Origin of the sequence: Pseudomonas sp. URMO17WK12:I12 (assembly GCF_000514395.1) — a bacterium.
GTDB lineage: Bacteria > Pseudomonadota > Gammaproteobacteria > Pseudomonadales > Pseudomonadaceae > Aquipseudomonas > Aquipseudomonas mucoides.
The window spans coordinates 380,012-402,012 of the sequence record NZ_AZVV01000003.1 but is presented as its reverse complement, the minus strand read 5'-3'; the positions used below and the strand labels follow the sequence as shown (position 1 = coordinate 402,012).

Annotated in this window: 17 protein-coding genes; 12 read left to right on the top strand and 5 right to left on the bottom strand. The window is 58.9% G+C overall.

Annotated elements, in window-relative coordinates:
• Nucleotides 1-120 precede the first annotated feature (120 nt).
• Nucleotides 121-1,905, top strand: a complete 1,785-nt coding sequence (locus D882_RS0102090; RefSeq protein WP_027921695.1) for an ABC transporter transmembrane domain-containing protein — start codon at nucleotides 121-123, stop codon at nucleotides 1,903-1,905.
• Nucleotides 1,906-1,974: 69 nt separating this feature from the next.
• Here D882_RS0102090 and D882_RS0102085 read toward each other — a convergent pair whose 3' ends face one another.
• Nucleotides 1,975-3,903, bottom strand: coding sequence for a transglycosylase SLT domain-containing protein (locus D882_RS0102085; RefSeq protein WP_027921694.1), 1,929 nt, complete (start codon nucleotides 3,901-3,903; stop codon nucleotides 1,975-1,977).
• Between the two features lie 214 nt (nucleotides 3,904-4,117).
• Here D882_RS0102085 and D882_RS0102080 point away from each other — a divergent pair, with 214 nt between their 5' ends.
• Nucleotides 4,118-6,037: an ATP-binding cassette domain-containing protein gene (locus D882_RS0102080; protein ID WP_027921693.1), complete on the top strand. Its 1,920-nt coding sequence runs from the start codon at nucleotides 4,118-4,120 to the stop codon at nucleotides 6,035-6,037.
• Between the two features lie 101 nt (nucleotides 6,038-6,138).
• Here the strand turns inward: D882_RS0102080 and D882_RS0102075 are convergent, their stop codons facing one another.
• Complete coding sequence (locus D882_RS0102075) at nucleotides 6,139-6,576, bottom strand: universal stress protein (RefSeq protein WP_027921692.1); 438 nt, start codon at nucleotides 6,574-6,576, stop codon at nucleotides 6,139-6,141.
• 104 nt (nucleotides 6,577-6,680) lie between these two features.
• Here D882_RS0102075 and D882_RS0102070 point away from each other — a divergent pair, with 104 nt between their 5' ends.
• The 7 genes from D882_RS0102070 (at nucleotide 6,681) to D882_RS0102040 (ending at nucleotide 15,143) form a co-directional block, all read left to right on the top strand.
• Nucleotides 6,681-7,118: a hypothetical protein gene (locus D882_RS0102070; RefSeq protein ID WP_027921691.1), complete on the top strand. Its 438-nt coding sequence runs from the start codon at nucleotides 6,681-6,683 to the stop codon at nucleotides 7,116-7,118.
• A 539-nt stretch (nucleotides 7,119-7,657) separates the two neighbouring features.
• Entirely contained in the window at nucleotides 7,658-9,805 is a 2,148-nt protein-coding gene (fadB, locus tag D882_RS0102065) for a fatty acid oxidation complex subunit alpha FadB (RefSeq protein ID WP_027921690.1), read from the top strand.
• A 32-nt stretch (nucleotides 9,806-9,837) separates the two neighbouring features.
• On the top strand, nucleotides 9,838-11,013 hold the full coding sequence (fadA, locus tag D882_RS0102060; protein WP_007944141.1) for an acetyl-CoA C-acyltransferase FadA: 1,176 nt from the start codon (nucleotides 9,838-9,840) through the stop codon (nucleotides 11,011-11,013).
• Between the two features lie 99 nt (nucleotides 11,014-11,112).
• Nucleotides 11,113-11,343: a DUF1653 domain-containing protein gene (locus tag D882_RS0102055; RefSeq protein WP_027921689.1), complete on the top strand. Its 231-nt coding sequence runs from the start codon at nucleotides 11,113-11,115 to the stop codon at nucleotides 11,341-11,343.
• 120 nt (nucleotides 11,344-11,463) lie between these two features.
• A complete protein-coding gene (gene topA / locus D882_RS0102050) occupies nucleotides 11,464-14,091 on the top strand; it encodes a type I DNA topoisomerase (RefSeq protein ID WP_027921688.1) in 2,628 nt (875 codons plus the stop codon).
• 141 nt (nucleotides 14,092-14,232) lie between these two features.
• Complete coding sequence (locus D882_RS0102045; RefSeq protein WP_027921687.1) at nucleotides 14,233-14,757, top strand: DUF6586 family protein; 525 nt, start codon at nucleotides 14,233-14,235, stop codon at nucleotides 14,755-14,757.
• Nucleotides 14,758-14,909: 152 nt separating this feature from the next.
• Nucleotides 14,910-15,143, top strand: a complete 234-nt coding sequence (locus D882_RS0102040; protein ID WP_027921686.1) for a hypothetical protein — start codon at nucleotides 14,910-14,912, stop codon at nucleotides 15,141-15,143.
• A gap of 93 nt (nucleotides 15,144-15,236) precedes the next feature.
• Here D882_RS0102040 and sulA read toward each other — a convergent pair whose 3' ends face one another.
• Complete coding sequence (gene sulA / locus D882_RS0102035) at nucleotides 15,237-15,710, bottom strand: SOS-induced cell division inhibitor SulA (protein WP_027921685.1); 474 nt, start codon at nucleotides 15,708-15,710, stop codon at nucleotides 15,237-15,239.
• Nucleotides 15,711-15,720: 10 nt separating this feature from the next.
• Nucleotides 15,721-16,329, bottom strand: coding sequence for a transcriptional repressor LexA (gene lexA / locus D882_RS0102030; protein WP_007944149.1), 609 nt, complete (start codon nucleotides 16,327-16,329; stop codon nucleotides 15,721-15,723).
• 229 nt (nucleotides 16,330-16,558) lie between these two features.
• Here lexA and D882_RS0102025 point away from each other — a divergent pair, with 229 nt between their 5' ends.
• The 3 genes from D882_RS0102025 (at nucleotide 16,559) to D882_RS0102015 (ending at nucleotide 19,185) form a co-directional block, all read left to right on the top strand.
• Nucleotides 16,559-17,266, top strand: a complete 708-nt coding sequence (locus D882_RS0102025; RefSeq protein ID WP_027921684.1) for a TetR/AcrR family transcriptional regulator — start codon at nucleotides 16,559-16,561, stop codon at nucleotides 17,264-17,266.
• A gap of 170 nt (nucleotides 17,267-17,436) precedes the next feature.
• Nucleotides 17,437-18,435, top strand: a complete 999-nt coding sequence (gene nagZ, locus D882_RS0102020) for a beta-N-acetylhexosaminidase (RefSeq protein WP_172825946.1) — start codon at nucleotides 17,437-17,439, stop codon at nucleotides 18,433-18,435.
• 12 nt (nucleotides 18,436-18,447) lie between these two features.
• Complete coding sequence (locus D882_RS0102015) at nucleotides 18,448-19,185, top strand: S-methyl-5'-thioinosine phosphorylase (protein ID WP_027921682.1); 738 nt, start codon at nucleotides 18,448-18,450, stop codon at nucleotides 19,183-19,185.
• Nucleotides 19,186-19,301: 116 nt separating this feature from the next.
• On the opposite strand, the gene D882_RS0102010 is transcribed toward D882_RS0102015, so the two are convergent.
• Nucleotides 19,302-21,995, bottom strand: a complete 2,694-nt coding sequence (locus D882_RS0102010) for a DEAD/DEAH box helicase (RefSeq protein WP_027921681.1) — start codon at nucleotides 21,993-21,995, stop codon at nucleotides 19,302-19,304.
• Nucleotides 21,996-22,001 lie beyond the last annotated feature (6 nt).

Here is a 22,001-nt window from a genome sequence, read left to right as displayed (position 1 = left end):
ACCAATAGCGTCTAGGGGCTAGTCGTCGCGGTCATAATTAACCTGACTCATTGTGATTTACAGCGTTCACCCGCTGACCGTGTAGGCTGGCGATATCAATGGCGTACTGGATAACCCTCGATGCTCTCTGCTCGTCACCGCCGCGCGATCCGCCTGACCCTTCGCTTTCTTGCGCCTTATCGCTGGCAAGCCTTTGGCGCCTTGCTCGCCTTGATTGTCACCGCCGGCATTACCTTGTCGATGGGGCAGGGCATCCGCCTGCTGGTGGATCAGGGGTTCATGACCCAGTCACCGCACCTGCTCAATCAATCCATCGGCCTGTTCATGGTGCTAGTGGTGGGGCTGGCGATCGGCACCTTCGCGCGTTTTTACCTGGTGTCGTGGATCGGCGAGCGGGTGGTCGCAGACATCCGCCGGCAGGTCTTCAACCACCTGGTTTATCTGCATCCGGGGTTCTACGAAAACAATCGCAGTTCCGAAATCCAGTCGCGGCTGACCGCCGACACCACGTTGCTGCAATCGGTGATCGGCTCGTCGTTGTCGCTGTTCCTGCGCAATCTGCTGATGGTCATCGGCGGAATCGTGCTGCTGTTTATCACTAACCCCAAGCTCACCAGCATCGTGGTGATTGCGTTGCCGCTGGTGATTGCCCCGATCCTGATTTTCGGCCGTCGGGTGCGCAATCTGTCGCGCCTGAGCCAGGACCGGATTGCCGATATCGGCAGCTATGTCTCCGAAACCCTCGGCCAGATCAAAACCGTGCAGGCGTACAACCATCAGGTCCAGGACGAGCAGCGCTTTGCCCTGACCGTGGAACAGGCGTTCGACACCGCGCGTAAACGCATCTTCCAGCGCGCCTGGTTGATCACGCTGGTGATCGTGCTGGTGCTGGGTGCTGTCGGCGTCATGCTGTGGGTTGGTGGCATGGACGTGATCGCCGGGAGGATCTCGGCCGGTGAACTGGCGGCGTTTGTTTTCTACAGCCTGATCGTCGGCAGTGCCTTTGGCACCTTGAGCGAAGTAATCGGTGAGTTGCAGCGCGCGGCGGGGGCGGCCGAGCGGATTGCCGAATTGCTGCGTTCGGAAAATATCATCCAGCCACCGACCACCGGCCTGGTAACCTTGCCGGAGCGGGTGAAGGGCGATCTGGTTCTACAGGATGTGCGTTTTTCCTACCCGTCGCGGCCCGAAAGTTATGCCGTCGATGGCTTGAGTCTGACCATAAACGCGGGCGAAACCCTCGCGCTGGTGGGGCCGTCCGGGGCCGGAAAATCCACGGTGTATGACTTGCTGCTGCGCTTTTACGATCCGGCCGCCGGGCAGATCCTGCTCGATGGCGTGCCGTTGACCCAGCTCGATCCGCTCGACCTGCGCCGTTGCTTCGCGCTGGTTTCGCAAAATCCTGCGCTGTTCTTCGGCAGCATCGAAGAGAACATCCGCTACGGTAATCCGGGGGCAACCCTGGCTCAGGTTCAGGAAGCGGCAAAAATCGCCTACGCCCACGACTTCATTGAGCAAATGCCCCACGGTTACCAGACGCATCTTGGCGACAGCGGCCTCGGGCTGTCTGGCGGCCAGCGCCAACGCCTGGCCATTGCTCGCGCATTGCTGGTGGACGCGCCGATCCTGTTGCTCGACGAAGCCACCAGCGCCCTCGATGCCCAGAGCGAACACCTGATCCAGCAAGCCCTGCCCAGCCTGATGAAAAACCGCACCACGCTGGTGATCGCTCACCGTTTGGCCACGGTGAAAAATGCTGACCGGATCGCGGTCATGGACCAAGGGAAACTGGTGGCAGTGGGGACGCATCAGGCGTTGATTGCGAGCAATGCGCTGTATGCGCGATTGGCGGCGTTGCAGTTTAGTGATGGGCACAACACGGTGATCGACCCGGTTACCGACTAAGTCGAGCACCCAAAAAAATGCCCGCATCAATCGATGCGGGCTTTTTTTTGTCAGTGGGTCAAAACGGGATCACTGATCATCAAAATACCGTTCATGCCAATCCACCAGCGGCTGTGGCGAGTTGAGCTTCTGCCCGTAGATCACCGAATACGACAGCACGTTCTGCACATACTGACGGGTTTCGTCGAACGGGATGCTTTCCACCCAGACGTCGAAGCTCAGGTGGTCTGCGCCGCGCAGCCACTGGCGCACGCGGCCGGGACCGGCGTTGTAGGCGGCGGAGGCGAGGACGCGGTTGCCGTTGAACTGGGCATGGACCTGGCTCAGGTACGCGGCGCCGAGCTGGATGTTTTTGTCCGGGTCGATCACTTGCTGCGGCGAGGCCAGCGGAATGCTGAACTTGCGTGCGGTTTCCTTGGCGGTGCCGGGCATCAGTTGCATCAGGCCGCTGGCGCCGACGCCTGAGCGGGCGTCGTCCATGAAAGCACTTTCCTGGCGCGTGATGGCGAACACCCAGCTGGAATGCAGGCCGCGTACTTTGGCTTCGCGGACCAGGGTTTCGCGGTGGGCCATCGGGAAGCGGATGTCCAGATCGTCCCAGTACTGCGCCTGACTGATGGTGCGGATCGCCGGGAAATACCATTTCAGGTCATAGGCCAGTTTCGCCTGGGCGACCATTTCGTCACGGTTGAAGTGACGACTGACGTAATACCACTCGCGGCGACCGTCGACGACCTGCCCGCGGGCGTGGAACTCCAGTGCTCGACGTATACCTGGCGTATTGCGCACCTTATTGATGGTGGCCTGGCTGAGTACCAGCGGTTTGTTGAGTAGCGAGTACGGTAGCTGCGAGCGGTCGGCGGCAAGGAAGCCATAGAAATCACGTTCGCGGGCAAGGCTCTTGTACAGCGTCTGCGCTTCCGGGTTCTGTGGCTGCGCCAGCTCAAGGGCGCGGGCCTGCCAGTAGCGCCAGCGGTTGGTGGTCGCCAGGTCCTGTGGCAGGCGGCGAGACAACTGATAGGCGTCGTCCCAGCGAGCCAGGCGAAGCAGCAGGCGCAGGCGCCATTCGGACACGGTGTTGTCGCGCAGTTCCGGGTCGTACTTGGTCATGACATCAAGCGCACGAGGGTCATAGCGTCGCGCCAGCGTCAGGCCGATTTCCCGGGCGATCGCCACTTTTTCATCGCGAGAGAAGTGCATGCTGCTGGCATAACCGTCGAGCAAGTCCATGGCCTTGTCCGGGTCCTGCTTGGCCAGGCGGCGCAGGCCAAGGCTGACCACGTCGGACATCGGTTCGTCAGCCGGGGTGAAGCGCGAAGGCTGGTTGAGCAGCTCGGGCTTTTGCGCCACATCGATCAGCAGTCGTCCGCGAGGGGCGAGGGTGGTCAGGCCGTTAACCAGGCTGTTGGCCAGTGGATAATTGCGCGCCTGGGCGGCGAGCTTGGCGCGCTCCCAGCGTTTTTGCTCGGTCAGTTGACCTTCGGCAGCCCATTGCCCGAACAACGCGTCGCAGGCGGCGGGCTGGGATTTGCCGGTCAGCCACAGCTTATTGGCGTTGGCATAGCCTTCAGCCTTCTGGTTGTGGCCAATCTGATACTGCGCATTCAGGCAGTCCAGTTCGGTGAAATTGAGCTTGGGGTCGTAATACTTGACGAAGGTCGCCCAGTCGCCACGGTCGGCCAGCCAGCGCAACCAACGCAATTTCATCCAGTTGGCTTGCGGCAGGTCACCGTGGTCGGCGAGGAATTTCTCGATTTCGGCATTGCTGGCGGTTTTTAGACGGGCGGTCAACTCGTCATAGGCCAGGTACGGCTCCAGCGGGTAATCACTGAGGGCCTGGCTGTAGCGAAAGTAAGGACCGGTATCGCCTTTGGCCAGGGCGCGCTTGGCTTCATCGTAATATTGGCGCTGGGTGGACAGGTCCACTGCCTGCGCTGATTGAACGGCAGTAGCAGAAAGTAGCAAGCAAGATAAAAGACTGAAAAGGCGACTGCGCATGAGACGTCCGGGCAGAGAAATCATGAGACAAGTGCGGGATTACCTGCACTGAATAATCTGTAGCTTAGCCTTTTGCCAGCAACGGGCGAAAGCTTTGCAGGCCTGTCAGCCCAAGTTCGTAACATTTGTTATGCAGAGTGCTTCGAGAGTGAAATTGCCGGCCTTCTGAAGCCTCAAGTCAGGTAGAATGCGCCCCCGGTTTTTGGAGAAGCTCATGACCCTGCTCAAATTCAGCGATGTGTCCCTTGCTTTCGGCGCTATGCCGTTGTTGGACAAGGTGTCCTGGCAGATCGCCCGTGGTGAGCGGGTGTGCATCATCGGCCGCAACGGCACTGGCAAGTCCAGCATGATGAAGCTCGTCAAGGGCGACCAGAAGCCCGACGAGGGCTCCGTTTGGCGTGCACCTGGCCTCAAGATTGGCGAATTGCCGCAAGAATTGCCGGTGGCCGACGAGCGGACCGTGTTCGACGTGGTTGCCGAGGGCCTGGACGGTGTGGGCGAGCTGCTCGCGCAGTATCACCACCTGAGCCAGAACATCGTCACCGACGCCGACCTGGACAAACTGATGCACGTCCAGCATGACCTCGAAGCCCGCGATGGCTGGCGTTTGCAGCAACTGGTCGACAGTACGTTGAGCCGTCTGCAGTTGCCGGCCGACAAGACTCTCGCCGAATTGTCCGGCGGCTGGCGTCGTCGCGTCCTGCTGGCTCAGGCCCTGGTCTCCGAACCGGACCTGCTGCTGCTCGACGAACCGACCAACCACCTGGACATCGGTGCCATTGCCTGGCTCGAAGAAGCACTGAAGGATTTCCAGGGCGCCGTGCTGTTCATCACGCACGACCGTTCATTCCTGCAAAACCTTGCGACGCGCATCCTCGAACTGGACCGCGGTGGCCTGATCGACTGGAACGGCGACTACGCCAGTTTCCTGGTGCACAAAGAAGCTTCGCTGGCCGCTGAAGAAACCGCCAACGCGCTGTTTGACAAGAAGCTGGCCCAGGAAGAAGTCTGGATCCGCCAGGGCATCAAGGCCCGTCGCACCCGTAATGAAGGCCGCGTCCGCGCATTGAAGGCTTTGCGCGTCGAGCGCAGCGAGCGCCGTGAGCGCACCGGCAAGGCCAACATTCAGCTGGACACCGCTGACAAGTCCGGCAAGCAGGTGATGGTCCTCGAGAACGTGAGCTTTGCTCACCCGGGTGGCCCGTTCCTGATCAAGGATTTCTCGATGGTCCTGACGCGCGGCGACCGTATCGGTCTGCTCGGCGCCAACGGTACCGGCAAGACCACACTGCTGAAGCTGATGCTCAGTGGTCTGCAACCAACCAGCGGCACAGTGGAAGAGGGGACGCGCATCGACGTGGCCTATTTCGACCAGTTGCGCCATCAGCTGGACCTGGAAAAGACTGTGATCGACAACGTGGCCGAAGGTCGCGACTTCATCGATATCGATGGTCAGAGCCGTCACGTGCTGAGCTACCTCGGTGACTTCCTGTTCAGCCCGCAGCGTGCCCGCACGCCGGTCAAGGCGCTGTCCGGTGGTGAGCGTGCCCGTCTGTTGCTGGCCAAGCTGTTCAGCAAGCCGGCGAACCTGCTGGTCCTCGACGAACCGACCAACGACCTCGATGTTGAAACCCTCGAACTGCTGGAAGAGGTCTTGCTGACCTTCAACGGCACCGTGCTGATGGTCAGTCACGACCGGGCATTCCTCGACAACGTGGTCACCAGCACCCTGGTCTTCGAAGGTGAAGGCAAGGTTCGCGAGTACGTCGGTGGTTATCAGGACTGGCTGCGTCAGGGCGGTTCGCCGCGCCTGCTGGGCGTGACCGAGAGCAAATCCGGCAAGGCCGACCTGACCTCCGCGGTTGTAACGGCGCAGGCAGCACCTGTCGTTGCAGCTGCTGAAGCACCGGTGGCTAAGAAGAAGCTTAGCTACAAGCATCAGCGTGAGCTGGAAATGCTGCCGGCTCAGATCGAAGCCATGGAACAGCAGATTGCGGCGGTTGAAGCGCAAATGGCCGATGCCGGTTTCTATCAGCGTCCTGCTGCCGAGACGGCCGCGGTGATTGCGCAGCTGGAGCAGTTGCAGGCCGAGCTGGACGTGATGGTCGAGCGCTGGGCCGAGCTGGATGCCTGATTGATCCCGTAACAAAAAAAGCCCGGCGTTCAGTGATGAGCGTCGGGCTTTTCATATGTAACGCGAGCTACAGGCTGATGCAGATCAAATGTGGGAGCGTTTCAGCGTTTGATCAGATGTACCGCCAGTACGTCGCAAGGTGCACCGTGCAGCACATCATTGGCGGTCGACCCGAGCAGCAGCGCCAGGCCATGGCGGCCATGGCTGCCGACCACGATCAGGTCGCAGTGGTTTTCCTTGGCGAAATGATGGATTTCCTGGCGTGGCTGGCCATAGGTCAGGTGGCAGTTGGCACCTTCAAGCTCTGCGTATTTGGCTTTCAGGCGCTCTAGGCGCTCCTTGGCCTGATCGAACTGCTGTTGTTGCAGTTGTGACAGGTCCATCGGCACGTCGCCACCAAAGGCCATGGCCATTGGCTCGACAATGTGCACCAGGGACAATTTCGCCCCGTTGCTCACCGCCAGCTCGCGAGCGCGGTGGATTACAGGGTCGCACTCTTCGGTTAGATCTACAGCGACCAGAATATGGTTGTAGGGCATGAGGTGCTCCTCCTGAGGATTGCAATATTGGTAAGTATGGCTGGTTTCAAGCGCAATGGTTCCAGAGTGACCCAAAGCGCCCATCAAGAATCGGGAGTACAGATATGACGGTCTGGATAGTGGTGTCAATCCTGCTGGTGGTGCTGAGTCCGCTGGCATGGTTGCGACCGTCACGTGGTCAGAGCGGGCGCATGGCCCTGCGCATGGAGGCACGACGCATGGGCCTGGCCATGCAGCTGGCGCCTCAGGAATGGCCGCACTGGCTGAGCCAGGAGCCGCCGAGCCCGTGTGCGCAGTACCATCGGCCACGCCGTGGCAATCAGCCTGCATGCTGGAGCTACTGGCAAAAATCACCAGGCGTATGGGTGAATCAGTGGCAGGAGGTTTGCGAGGATCGAGCGTTGCTCAATCATTTTGAAAAATTGCCAGCCAACGTCTACAAGATCGAGGCGGACAAGCAAATGGTTACCTTGTATTGGGGCGAGAAGGGCGAGGCGACTGTTTTGCAGGACATTGACGCGGTGCTGAAAGCGCTGGCGTAAAGTAAGGATATTTCGCGCTGCAATGGCGCGACGGGTCTGACAGACAGGCAATAAAAAGCCCGACATCATCATCGGGCTGGGGTTGGCCAGGCAGGCCGGTAATTCGCTGTAGGGCTGATCTTACGCCGGACATTCACCCAGCGCGTTCATCTTTTTTCTTCAGGTTCATGCCAGCGTAGCTTGTTAAACGCGGGCTGCAGCGAATTAGGGCGACTTTTCTAACTATTGATTCTATGAATGAGTTCACATGCATCTGCGTGTTGAAGATCTTCGCAGTACGGAAGTGACCGCAAAGTCGCGTTTCAACCCGTATTTTGGGCGATTGACAATTGTCGGAAATTCCGTGAAGGTGGCGTACCCAAATCAAACGGGCGTATGAATTGAGCGTTTGTATTTCAGATCGCTCCTACAGAATCCCGACTATCGCGTTGGAGGGTGTGCCGGGTGGATTGGCGTAGCATTGACGTTTAACGTCCTGCCGAGCCATTCGCCTGCGTCCGACGTGTACTGTTCAGCTTCCATATCGTGGAGATCAGTTGATGATTTACGAAGGTAAAGCCATCACGGTTAAGGCTCTTGAAAGTGGCATCGTCGAATTGAAATTCGACCTCAAGGGTGAGTCCGTCAACAAGTTCAACCGTCTAACCCTGAACGAACTGCGTCAGGCTGTGGACACCATCAAGGCAGATGCTTCGATCAAGGGCGTGATCGTCAGCAGTGGCAAGGACGTGTTCATCGTCGGCGCCGACATCACCGAATTTGTCGAAAATTTCAAGCTGCCTGATGCCGAGCTGGTTGCTGGCAATCTGGAAGCCAACAAGATTTTCAGCGATTTCGAAGACCTCAACGTCCCGACTGTCGCCGCGATCAACGGTATCGCCCTGGGTGGCGGTCTGGAGATGTGCCTGGCGGCGGACTACCGCGTCATGTCCACCAAGGCCAAGATCGGTCTGCCGGAAGTCAAGCTGGGCATCTACCCGGGCTTCGGCGGCACTGTGCGTCTGCCGCGCCTGATCGGTGCCGACAACGCCATCGAGTGGATTGCTGCAGGCAAAGAAAACCGTCCTGAAGACGCGCTGAAAGTCGGCGCAGTGGACGCAGTGGTTGCCCCTGAGAAACTGCAGGAAGCGGCCCTGGAACTGATCAAGCGCGCCATCTCCGGCGAGTTTGACTACAAGGCCAAGCGTCAACCGAAGCTGGAAAAGCTGAAGCTGAACGCAATCGAACAAATGATGGCTTTCGAAACCGCCAAAGGTTTCGTAGCCGGTCAGGCTGGCCCGAACTACCCGGCACCGGTTGAAGCGATCAAGACCATCCAGAAAGCCGCGAACTTCGGTCGCGACAAAGCGCTGGAAGTTGAAGCCGCCGGTTTCGTCAAACTGGCCAAGACCTCTGCCGCGCAGAGCTTGATCGGTCTGTTCCTGAACGATCAGGAACTGAAGAAAAAGGCCAAGGCCTACGACGAAATCGCCAAAGACGTGAAGCAGGCTGCCGTATTGGGCGCCGGCATCATGGGTGGCGGTATCGCTTATCAGTCGGCCTCCAAAGGGACGCCGATCCTGATGAAGGACATCAACGAGCACGGCATCGAGCAAGGCCTGGCTGAAGCCGCCAAGCTGCTGGTCGGCCGCGTTGATAAAGGTCGCATGACCGCCGCAAAAATGGCTGAAGTGCTCAACGGCATTCGTCCGACCCTGTCCTACGGTGATTTCGGTCACGTGGACCTGGTGGTTGAAGCGGTCGTCGAAAATCCTAAGGTCAAGCAAGCCGTGCTGGCTGAAGTCGAAGACAAGGTCAAAGAGGACACCATCCTCGCGTCTAACACCTCGACCATTTCCATCACCTTGCTGGCAAAAGCTCTCAAGCGTCCGGAAAACTTCGTCGGCATGCACTTCTTCAACCCTGTGCACATGATGCCGCTGGTTGAAGTGATCCGTGGCGAGAAGTCCAGCGAGCTGGCTGTTGCCACCACCGTTGCCTACGCCAAGAAAATGGGCAAGAACCCGATCGTCGTCAACGACTGCCCGGGCTTCCTGGTCAACCGTGTACTGTTCCCGTACTTCGGCGGTTTCGCCAAACTGGTCAGCGCCGGTGTGGACTTCGTCCGTATTGACAAGGTCATGGAAAAATTCGGCTGGCCAATGGGCCCGGCGTACCTGATGGACGTGGTCGGCATCGACACCGGTCACCACGGTCGTGACGTAATGGCTGAGGGCTTCCCGGACCGCATGAAAGACGACCGCCGTACCGCGATCGACGTGCTCTACGAAGCCAAACGCCTGGGCCAGAAGAACGGCAAGGGCTTCTACGCCTACGAGACTGACAAGCGCGGCAAGCAGAAGAAAGTCGCCGACCCATCGGTGCTGGAAGTGCTCAAGCCGATCGTTTACGAGCAGCGCGAAGTCACTGACGAAGACATCATCAACTGGATGATGATCCCGCTGTGCCTGGAAACCGTGCGTTGCCTGGAAGACGGCATCGTCGAAACCGCTGCCGAAGCCGACATGGGTCTGGTCTACGGTATTGGTTTCCCTCCATTCCGTGGCGGTGCGCTGCGCTACATCGATTCGATCGGTGTTGCCGAGTTCGTTGCCCTGGCTGACCAGTACGCTGATTTGGGCGCGCTGTACCACCCGACCGCCAAACTGCGTGAAATGGCCAAAACCGGCCAACGGTTCTTCGGTTAAGCGTCCCAACACTTGAGCGAGAGTGAAATTTTATGAGCTTGAATCCAAGAGACGTCGTGATTGTCGACTTCGGTCGTACTCCGATGGGCCGCTCCAAGGGCGGCATGCACCGCAACACCCGCGCCGAAGACATGTCGGCGCACCTGATCAGCAAATTGCTGGAACGCAACGTCAAGGTTGACCCGAACGAAGTCGAAGACGTGATCTGGGGCTGCGTAAACCAGACCCTGGAACAGGGCTGGAACATCGCGCGCATGGCGTCCCTGATGACTCAGATCCCGCACACTGCTGCCGGTCAGACCGTCAGCCGCCTGTGTGGCTCGTCGATGAGCGCGCTGCACACTGCTGCGCAAGCGATCATGACCGGCAACGGTGACGTGTTCGTCGTCGGCGGCGTCGAGCATATGGGCCACGTGAGCATGATGCACGGTGTCGATCCGAACCCGCACATGTCTCTGTACGCGGCGAAAGCCTCGGGCATGATGGGCCTGACCGCTGAAATGCTGGGCAAAATGCACGGCATCACTCGCGAACAACAGGACGCTTTCGGCGTGCGCTCCCACCAGCTCGCCCACAAGGCGACCCTGGAAGGCAAGTTCAAAGACGAAATCATCCCGATGCAGGGCTACGACGAGAACGGTTTCCTGAAACTGTTCGATTACGACGAAACCATTCGTCCGGAAACCACCCTGGAAAGCCTGGCGGCTCTGAAGCCAGCGTTCAATCCGAAGGGCGGCACCGTGACTGCAGGTACTTCGTCGCAAATCACCGACGGTGCCTCGTGCATGATCGTGATGTCGGCGCAGCGTGCTCAGGACCTGGGCATCCAGCCTATGGCCGTGATTCGTTCGATGGCAGTGGCAGGTGTGGATCCGGCAATCATGGGCTATGGTCCAGTACCGGCTACACAAAAAGCACTGAAGCGCGCGGGACTTGGCATTAACGATATCGACTTCTTCGAGCTCAACGAAGCTTTCGCCGCACAGGCCCTGCCAGTGCTGAAAGATCTGAAAGTGCTCGACAAGATGAACGAGAAGGTTAACCTGCACGGCGGCGCAATCGCCCTGGGTCACCCGTTCGGTTGCTCCGGTGCGCGTATCTCCGGCACGCTGTTGAACGTGATGAAGCAAAATGGCGGCACCTTCGGGGTGGCTACCATGTGCATTGGTCTCGGCCAAGGCATCTCCACCGTCTTCGAACGCGTTTAAGCGATCCGTTGACGGAAGCCGGGGCCAAGTGCCCCGGTTTTTGTTTTTCTGAAATTATTTTTGTTTTTATTTTGAAAAGATTTGAGTGAGGGCCAAACCATGCCGATACAACCTGGGCTCTACCAACATTACAAAGGTCCGCAGTACCGCGTATTCAGTGTCGCGCGGCATTCGGAAACCGAAGAAGAAGTGGTCTTCTACCAAGCCCTGTATGGCGATTACGGCTTTTGGGTGCGTCCCTTGAGCATGTTCCTGGAGTCGGTCGAAGTTGACGGCGAACAGGTGCCACGCTTTGCTTTGGTGCAAGCCGAACCGAGCCTTTTTTCGTAGCCATAAGTTGAGTGCGCGCAAAACCCTGCGCTTGACCTCACCTTGTAGCCACTATATATAGCGGTGCCGCGTCAGGCGCCAACCGCCTTTCACTTCTAGAATTCAGGAATTTTCTGATCCATGGGCAAATCGCTGGTCATTGTGGAATCCCCGGCTAAGGCCAAGACCATCAACAAGTATCTGGGTAACCAATACGTGGTGAAGTCGAGTATCGGCCATATCCGAGACCTGCCCACCAGCGGTTCGGCTAGCGCCAGCAAAGAGCCAGCCGCCAAGCGCGGCAAGGCTGCCGCGGGTGAAGGTCCGGTGCTCACGCCGAAAGAGAAAGCGCGCAAGCAGCTGGTCTCGCGCATGGGTGTCGATCCCGATCATGGCTGGAAAGCCAAGTACGAGATCCTCCCGGGCAAGGAAAAAGTCATCGAAGAGCTGCGCCGGCTCGCCAAAGATGCTGACACCATCTATCTCGCAACCGACTTGGACCGCGAGGGGGAAGCCATTGCCTGGCACCTGCGCGAAGCCATCGGTGGTGACGACAGCCGCTACAAGCGCGTGGTGTTCAACGAAATCACCAAGAAGGCGATTCAGGAAGCCTTCTCCAAGCCGGGCGAGCTGGACATTGACCGTGTAAATGCCCAGCAGGCGCGTCGTTTCCTCGACCGCGTGGTGGGTTACATGGTTTCGCCTCTGCTGTGGGCCAAGATCGCCCGTGGCCTGTCCGCCGGTCGCGTGCAGTCGGTTGCGGTAAAACTGGTGGTTGAGCGCGAACGCGAAATCCGCGCGTTCAATCCGGAAGAATACTGGGAGGTCCACGCTGACCTCGGCACCGCCAAAGGCGCAACTGTGCGCTTTGACGTGGCGCGCGAGAAAGGCGAGGCCTTCAAGCCGCTTAACGAAGCCCAGGCCATGGCTGCACTGGAAAAGCTCAAAGCTTCCAGCTACAGCATCGCCAAGCGCGAAGACAAACCGACCAGCAGCAAGCCGTCGGCTCCGTTCATCACGTCCACCCTGCAACAGGCAGCGAGCAACCGCCTGGGCTTCGGCGTGAAGAAAACCATGATGATGGCCCAGCGTCTGTACGAAGCCGGCTACATCACTTACATGCGTACCGACTCCACCAACCTCTCGGCCGATGCCGTGACGATGGCGCGCACTTATATCGAAGGCGAATTCGGCAAGAAGTACCTGCCGGAAACCCCGAACGTCTACAGTAGCAAGGAAGGCGCACAAGAGGCTCACGAAGCGATTCGTCCCTCCGACGCCAACACCGAGCCAAGCAAGCTGTCGGGCATGGAGCGTGATGCAGAGCGGCTCTACGAGCTGATCTGGCGCCAGTTCCTCGCCTGCCAGATGCTGCCGGCGCAATACCTGTCGACCACCGTCACCGTGGGTGCCGGCGATTTCGAGCTGCGTGCCAAGGGCCGCATCCTCAAGTTCGACGGTTACACCCGTGTGATGCCGCAAATTGCCAAGCCGGGCGATGACGACGTGCTGCCAGACATGGCTCAGGGCGACGCGATGAAGCTGATCAAGCTTGATCCGACCCAGCACTTCACCAAGCCGCCTGCACGTTACTCGGAAGCAAGCCTGGTTAAAGAAATGGAAAAACGCGGCATCGGTCGTCCTTCGACCTACGCGGCGATCATTTCGACCATCCAGGACCGCGGCTACGTCGCGCTGCACAACCGTCGTTTCTATTCGGAAAAGATGGGTGACATCGTCACCGAGCGTCTGTCCGAGAGCTTCTCCAACCTCATGGACTACGGCTTCACCGCCGGCATGGAAGAGAACCTCGATGACGTGGCCCAGGGTGAACGTGACTGGAAAAACGTGCTGGACGAGTTCTACGGTGACTTCAAGAAAAAACTCGAAGTAGCCGAAAGCGCCGAAAACGGCATGCGTGCCAACCAGCCGGTCATGACCGACATTCCGTGCCTGACCTGCGGCCGTCCAATGCAGATTCGTACGGCGTCGACTGGCGTGTTCCTCGGCTGCTCGGGTTACAGCCTGCCGCCGAAAGAACGCTGCAAGGCCACCGTCAACCTGGTGCCGGGTGATGAAATCGCCGCGGACGACGAGGGTGAATCGGAATCCCTGGTGCTGCGTGGCAAGCATCGCTGCCCGATCTGCAGCACAGCGATGGACGCTTACCTGCTCGATGAGAAGCGCAAGCTGCACATCTGCGGTAACAACCCGGATTGCTCGGGTTACGAAATCGAAGAGGGCACCTATCGCATCAAAGGCTATGAAGGTCCGAGCCTGGAATGTGACAAGTGCGGCAGCGAGATGCAGCTCAAGACCGGCCGGTTCGGCAAGTTCTTCGGTTGCACCAACCCGACTTGCAAGAACACCCGCAAGCTGCTGAAGAGCGGTGACGCGGCGCCGCCGAAGATGGACCCGGTGAAGATGCCTGAGCTGAAATGCGAGAAGGTCAACGACACCTATATCCTGCGCGACGGGGCTTCCGGCCTGTTCCTGGCGGCCAGCCAATTCCCGAAAAACCGCGAGACTCGTGCTCCGCTGGTCATGGAAATTGTGCCGCACAAGGATGAGATCGATCCGAAGTACCACTTCCTCTGTGAAGCGCCGAAGAAAGATCCGGACGGTCTCCCTTCCGTGATCCGTTACAGCCGCAAGACCAAAGAGCAGTATGTGCAGACAGAAGTCGACGGTAAGCCGACTGGCTGGAAGGCGTACTACGACGGCGGCAAGTGGACGGTTGAAGACAAGCGTCCGGCAGCCAAGGCTTAAATAGAGCAGTACACAAAAGGCCGCATGACAACCCTCGGGTTTTCATGCGGCCTTTTTGTTTTGTGCTTGCGGTCGCCGCGGGTGATCCACGACACTGTCTGACCTGCGTGAAGCAATTATTTCGTTGTGGAGGCTGCCGTCATGGCCCACGAACTTTATACCCGTACCAATCAGAAGATTTATTTCGCCGGCCTGTCGCTGGAAGCGCTCGCCAAGGCAGAAGAGGGGCGGGCAATGAACTCGCTGGCGCTGATCCAGGCGGGGCGCGAATCGGCGTTGTTTCACCTGTACGGTGCCTTGCTGGGGCTGTGCCATGAAATCGCCGGGTTCTATCGCTTGCCACAGGCCAATGCGCCTCGGGCTGAGTTGTTGCTAACTCGCGAAGTCCTCGAAGCCATCGCGATTCCTGAAATGGCGGAGATGGTCGAGCTCGCGCAAAACCCTGAAACCTGGTTGGCCAAATTGCTGGCGGCCCATGCGGCGTTGTTTCAACCGCCGCGCGCGCCGCACAAGCCTAAAGGCGACGTGACTCAGCCGCTGATCCTGGCCGTTAACCTGGATGCAGAAGAGGCGCCTGAAGAATTGAGCCGGGAAGAGCTGGAAAGCTGGCGTCAGAACCTGAAAGGTCTGGCGATCCGGTTTCGCGAAGGATTGAACGAGTGCTGAAGGATTAAGCGTAAAGACGGATGCCCCGACAGGGTGTCCGCTCAGGGATGAGTGCAAAAAGATATTTCATTGCCATGACATCTGGTCAACTTGCTGAGCGAAGCCTGACCGATGCCTATATAATCCCCGCCTTTCGTGGAGAACAGACCTTTATGCCAACGTCCTTTCTAGAAATTGTCGAGTTACCAGACGGCCGTATCGAGTTGCGCAGGGCCGAGGACGAGGGTTCTCTGGTTACTTTGGATTTCTCCGAGGATGCCAAGGCGTTCCTGCAAGGCCAGTACGTGGAAGTCGCCAAGGCGATGTTGAGCGTCGGCGTTCAGATGGCGGGACGCCTGGTTGAAGGCGAATTTGAAAAGGATCAGGGAACTCGCGTCCTTCATTGATCCCGCCCGTCGGTTTTTACGGGTACCGCTACAGGTCGGCTTCTCTATCCTTGGAGAAGCCTTGCGCAGATCAAGGCGCGCATTGTTTCTCTGTTAACCCAATCGAATGTTCAAGCTCTGTGCGTCCCCGGTCCGGGCGGCGCTGATCAACTGTTGCCGTGATGTTGTGTTCAATGGGTTGAGCCAGCTGACCACTGTGTGGCTGCGGCCCAGGCGCAAGGCTTCGCAGGTCAACTGCTGAGCGCTTTGGGTGCCGCGAGGTTGCAGCAGCAGAATGCGTTCGCGATTGAGGCCGGCGTCCCGCAGCCAGGCCTGGGTCAGGCTCGCTGGTGGGGCAATCAGTGTCAGCCAGCGTGCGTCCTGGTCTTGGCTCAATTCCCTGAGAATCGGTGCCAGAAGGTTCAGGCAGTTTCCCGCTGCACCACGTAGCGACAGCTCACTGAAGACTTCGGGCTCGGCGCTCCAGGGCGACTCGACCACGTCTTTCAGGATCGGCGCCAGGGGTTGCGCCATGAATGCCTCGAACAGTGGCAGTTGGGCTTGCTGTGATGTGTGTGGGAACTGCATAAAGCCTCCTTTAGCGGCGAATCACGCCGACACTCAAGCCTTCAATCACCAGTTCCTGATCTTTCAGGTTCACTTCGATAGGGGCAAATTCAGGGTTTTCGGCAATCAACCAGACCTTGCTGCCATCACGCTTGAAGCGCTTGACCGTCACTTCATCGCCGATACGTGCGACCACGATCTGGCCGTTACGGGCTTCACGCGTGGTGTGTACGGCCAGCAGGTCGCCGTCGAAAATACCGACATCCTTCATGCTCATGCCATGAACGCGCAGTAAATAGTCGGCGCGCGGATGGAAGAAAGCAGGGTTGATGTTGCAGGACTCTTCGATGTGCTGCTGGGCCAGAATGGGAGCGCCGGCAGCCACTCGACCAATGATCGGCAGGGTGGATTCATCAGCCTTGGCTTCGAAACCTGGAATACGAATGCCACGGGAAGCGCCCGGGGTCATCTCGATGGCGCCTTTGCGGGCCAGTGCCTTAAGGTGTTCTTCCGCTGCGTTGGGTGATTTGAAGCCCAGTTCCTGAGCGATTTCCGCGCGAGTCGGCGGGTAGCCGTTGTCTTCGAGGCAGCGTTTGATGAAGGCCAGAATCTCTGCTTGGCGTGGCGTCAGCTTTAGCATTTTGGTCGCTCTGTCTTTTTATACAGTGACTGGGATTATATACAGTGGAAGCGTCTTGGCAATGCCCCTTTTTTTATCGACCGCCGGACGGTCGAGCGACCCGCTGATTGAAGCTTTGCCGTTGTATGGTTAAATAGCTGACCGACCATTCCCAAAACGAACGGCCAAGCTTGACAATACACAGGCTGAAACGTATGTTTCAAACAAGTGTTTGTCAGGCGGAGTAGCCATGGCCCAGTCGGAAACCGTTGAACGCATTCTTGATGCTGCCGAGCAGTTGTTCGCGGAAAAAGGTTTCGCTGAAACCTCATTGCGTCTGATCACCAGCAAGGCCGGTGTCAATCTGGCGGCGGTGAACTATCACTTCGGCTCCAAGAAGGCGCTGATCCAGGCGGTCTTTTCGCGCTTCCTCGGACCGTTCTGCCTGAGCCTTGATAAAGAGCTGGAGCGGCGTCAGGCCAAGCCTGAAAACAAGCCGACCCTCGAAGAACTGCTGGAAATCCTCGTCGAGCAAGCCCTGGTGGTACAGCCACGCAGCGGCAACGATCTCTCTATCTTCATGCGTCTGTTGGGTCTGGCATTCAGTCAGAGCCAAGGCCACTTGCGCCGTTACCTGGAAGACATGTACGGCAAGGTGTTCCGCTGCTACATGATGCTGGTCAACGAAGCCGCGCCGCGCATTCCGCCGATCGAACTGTTCTGGCGCGTGCACTTCATGCTCGGCGCTGCGGCGTTCAGCATGTCGGGGATCAAGGCCTTGCGCGCGATTGCCGAGACCGATTTCGGCGTCAACACCTCCATTGAGCAAGTGATGCGCCTGATGGTGCCGTTCCTGGCCGCAGGCATGCGTGCGGAAACCGGCGTGACCGACACCGCCATGGCCACCGCTCAGCTGCGTCCACGTAGCAAATCAGTCCCGGCTGGCGCCAAGGTTTAACCGCACACGGGTGGGCGCGGCAGCTGACATCCGCTAAGCTAGCCGCCCATGCCGACTCTCGTTCTGAACCCGTTCCCCATTCGTATCGCCGACCTGCCGGGCATCGCCCATGGCGGCGAATACGTGCGGGCCGGGTTTCTCGTTATCAAGGAATCTCTATGACTGCTGGCCTGCAAGGCTCGTTGATGGTGGACGTCGCCGGTACCTGGCTGACGGCTGAAGATCGCCAATTGTTGCGCCAGCCCGAAGTGGGCGGCCTGATCATTTTCGCTCGTAACATCGAAACTCCGCGCCAGGTGCGCGAGTTGAGCGCCGCGATTCGTGCCATTCGTCCCGATCTGTTGCTGGCGGTGGATCAGGAGGGCGGCCGCGTTCAGCGTTTGCGCCAAGGTTTCGTGCGCCTGCCAGCCATGCGTGCCATCGCCGACAATCCGAACGCTGAATACCTGGCCGAGCAATGTGGCTGGATCATGGCCACCGAAGTGCTGGCCGTCGGCCTCGACCTGAGTTTTGCCCCGGTGCTGGATCTGGATTATCAACGCAGTGCCGTCGTCGGCACCCGTTCATTTGAAGGTGATCCCGAGCGCGCAGCACTTTTGGCCGGCGCATTCATCCGCGGCATGAACAGCGCCGGCATGGCGGCCACCGGCAAGCATTTTCCCGGTCATGGCTGGGCCGAAGCTGATTCCCACGTCGCCATTCCGAATGATGAGCGCAGCCTCGACGAGATTCGCGCCAATGACCTGGTGCCGTTCGCCAAACTGAGCAAGCAATTGGCCGCTGTCATGCCGGCTCACGTGATTTATCCACAAGTCGACTCCCAGCCTGCCGGCTTCTCCCGGCGCTGGTTGCAGGACATCCTGCGCGGCGAGTTGCAATTCGATGGCGTGATCTTCAGCGACGACCTGTCGATGGCCGGCGCCCATGTGGTGGGCGATGCCGCCAGCCGTATCGAAGCTGCGTTAACCGCTGGCTGCGACATGGGCCTGGTGTGCAACGACCGCGCCGCTGCGGAATTGGCGCTGAGCGCTGCCCAGCGCCTGAAGGTCAAGCCGTCGGAGCGAATTGCGCGGATGCGCGGCCAGTCCTACGCCAATACCGAATACCGGCAGAACCCGCGCTGGCTGGCGGCTGTCGGTGCGCTCAAAGACGCTCAACTGATTGAATAAGGACTTTACGTTATGACGGTTTACGCGATTATCGGTGGCACCGGCCTGACTCAACTCGAAGGCCTGAGCATTCGTCAGTCACTGGCGGTGGACACTCCTTATGGTCCGCCTTCGGCCGAGGTTCATATCGGCGAATACGCCGGTAAGGAAGTGCTGTTCCTCGCGCGTCATGGTCATCCGCACCGTTTGCCGCCGCATCAGGTGAACTACCGCGCCAACCTCTGGGCATTGAAGCAGGCCGGCGCCGAAGCGATTCTCGCGGTCAACGCCGTGGGCGGCATTCATGCGGCGATGGGCACCGGGCATTTTTGCGTGCCGCATCAGCTGATCGACTATACCAGTGGCCGTGAACACACCTATTTCGCCGATGATCTGGAGCACGTCACCCACATCGACTTCAGCTATCCCTACAGCGAACCGTTGCGTCAGCAGTTGATCGCGGCGCTGGCGGCTGAAAGCGTGGGTTACAGCAGTCATGGCGTGTATGCCTGCACCCAGGGCCCTCGGCTGGAAACCGTTGCTGAAATCGCGCGACTTGAGCGTGATGGCTGCGACATTGTCGGTATGACCGGCATGCCGGAAGCGGCACTCGCGCGTGAGCTGGAACTGGATTACGCGTGCCTGGCGTTGGTGGTGAATCCGGCAGCAGGTAAGTCGACGGCGGTGATTACCATGGCCGAGATCGAGCAGGCGTTGCATGACGGGATGGGGAAGGTGAAGTCGACGTTGGCGCGGGTGTTGAAGGGGTAAGACAGCCTTTACACCGAGTTGACTCCATCGCGGGCAAGCCGCGCTCCCACAGATTCAGTGATTTCCTGTGGGAGCGTGGCTTGCCCGCGATGGCTATGAAACCGGCAACGCAAATTTCAGCGCTTTTCGAGCTTATCCGGCAACGGCGCAAACAACGCTTCAATATCATCACTCTGCAACTTCCAGTCCCCGGTCTTGCGTCCATCCAGTACGCCAGCCGCCAGGTCGGATTTTTCTTTCTGCAGATGCTGAATCTTCTCTTCCACCGTGCCTCGGGCAATCATCTTGTAGACGAATACCGGTTTTTCCTGGCCGATACGATACGCCCGGTCAGTCGCCTGATTTTCCGTCGCCGGGTTCCACCACGGATCGTAGTGGATCACCGTATCCGCTTCGGTCAGGTTCAAGCCAACACCACCAGCCTTCAGGCTGATCAGAAAAATCTGACGCTTACCGCTCTGAAAGTCCTTCACGGGTGCGCGTCGGTCGCGGGTTTGTCCCGTCAGCAGTGCATACTCGACGCCGCGTTTCTTCAGTTCGACTTCGATAAGCGCCAGCATCGACGTGAACTGCGAGAACAACAGAATCCGTCGACCTTCTTCAAACAATTCATCAAGCATTTCCATCAGGCTGTCGAGCTTGCCTGATGTGCTGCCACGCGTCGGCAGTACGGCATCGTTGACCAGGCGTAAATCACAGCACACCTGACGCAGTTTCAGCAGTGCCTCCAGAATGATGATCTGGCTGCGCGCCACCCCTTTGCGGGTGATCTCGTCGCGGACTTTCTTGTCCATCGCCAGGCGCATGGTTTCATACACGTCGCGCTGGGCTTCGTTGAGTTCGACCCAGTGAATGATCTCGGTCTTCGGCGGCAATTCCGTCGCGACCTGTTCCTTGGTCCTACGCAAAAGGAACGGTTTGATCCGGCCATTGAGGTGCTGAAGTCTGACTTCACTGGCACGCTTTTCAATCGGCACCCGGTAATCGCGGTTGAAGCTTTTCACGTCGCCCAGCCAACCGGGCAGCAAGAAGTGGAACAGCGACCACAGCTCGCCGAGGTGGTTTTCCAGCGGCGTGCCGCTCAGGCACAAACGCTGGCGTGCGTTCAGCTCGCGGGCTGCCTGGGCCGCCTTGCTATTGGGGTTCTTGATGTACTGGGCTTCATCCAGCACCAGCACGTGCAATGGCTGCGCGGCCAGGCGTTCGACGTCCTTGGGCAGCAACGCATACGTGGTCAGGATCAGGTCGTAGTCAGCCAACTGGTCGAAATGCTTTTTGCGACTGGCACCGTACAGTGCCAGCACTTTGAGTTGCGGCGTGAAGTGCGCCGCTTCGTCGAGCCAGTTCGGGATCAGGCTGGTGGGCATCACCACCATGCAGGGCCGATCGAGGCGCCCAGCCGCTTTTTCGGTGAGAACATGCGCCAGGGTTTGTAGGGTTTTGCCCAGGCCCATGTCATCCGCGAGAATCCCGCCGACTTCCAATTGCCGTAGCGACTGCATCCAGCTCAAACCTTCCAGCTGATAAGGACGCAACGTCGCGTTCAAACCTTCTGGTGCAGTGGCGGTGTAGTCCTTGATGTCGCGCAAGCGTTGGGCAAACGTTCGGATCTGTTCGCCGCCTTCCCAAAGCAGCGGCAAGTCTTCCAGCGGATTCAAACGCGTGGCGTCCGCCTTGCTCAAACGTAGGGTGGTTTCGCCGGGCTCCTGCAGATAGAACTCGCCGAGCGTCGCCAACACTGGTTTCAAGCGGCCGAAGGGCAGGGCAACTTGCAGCGGACCGTGTTCGGAGTTCGGCCGATTGGGGATGTTCACCAGAATCAGCTCGTCGTCGCGACGTCGTGCGAGGCGCTCCGGGTTGAGGATTTCAGTGTGCGAGCGCATCAGATTCAACAGGATCGGCAGCAAACTCAGGCGCTCACCGTTAACAATGATCCCCAACTCCAGATCAAACCAGTCGCGCTCCGGTGCTTGCTCGACGGTGGCGTACCAGTCGTCCACCGCGGTCAGGTCGAAACCGAAATCCTCATCGATCTGCAACTCCCAGCCCTGAGTGCGCAGCTTCGGCAACTCGTTGAGCGTGAACGTCAGCCAGGCGCTGTCGTTGACCATCTCGTAGAGCTCACCGGCACTTTCCGGCAAGGCCTTGCTTTGCCGGGTGGCGATTTTGAAGCCGAGGATTCGCAGCTGTTCCCTGTAGGTTTGTTCCACATCCGGGTGGCGTTTTATCCGCAGCGTCTGGGTTTCCTGGCGGATCAGGATGTCAGTGTTCTTCTGCCCGGCAACGTACTCATCCAGATAGCTGAACGACAGGGCGGCGCGATGCTGAATGTAACGCTGCATTTTGCCGTTGCGTGGTTCGAAAGCACTGAACTCGACACTCGCCAGCCACAGGCGAGGCACCGGTTGCACGTTATCCACAAGCACTTGCGGAGGCGCTTTCGGTCCGCGGTTTTCCAGCACGGCCTGAAGTTTTTCCAGCAGGTCGGCGTCTTGGGCTGCTGCGGGGTAGGCCAGTGTTTCCTGGACTTTAAGCAACACCGCCGCGCAATGTTTGCAGTTGCTGTGAACCGGGCAGGTGCAGGTGGCATCGACCATCAGCAAGGTGGCTTTGGCTGACTCGCGCAGGCGAATGGTCTGACGGTACACATTACCGCCAGAGCCTTCGCACGCCGCAGTGATCGTGGCGTCTCCGACCTCGACGATTCTGACACGATTCTCCAGCGCGTAGCGGCGGCCACGCTCCAGGCTCTGTTCTTTGAATCGGCTGACCCAGGAAGGTGCCAGGGGTTTACTCAGGGTCGAGGGCATAGGGAC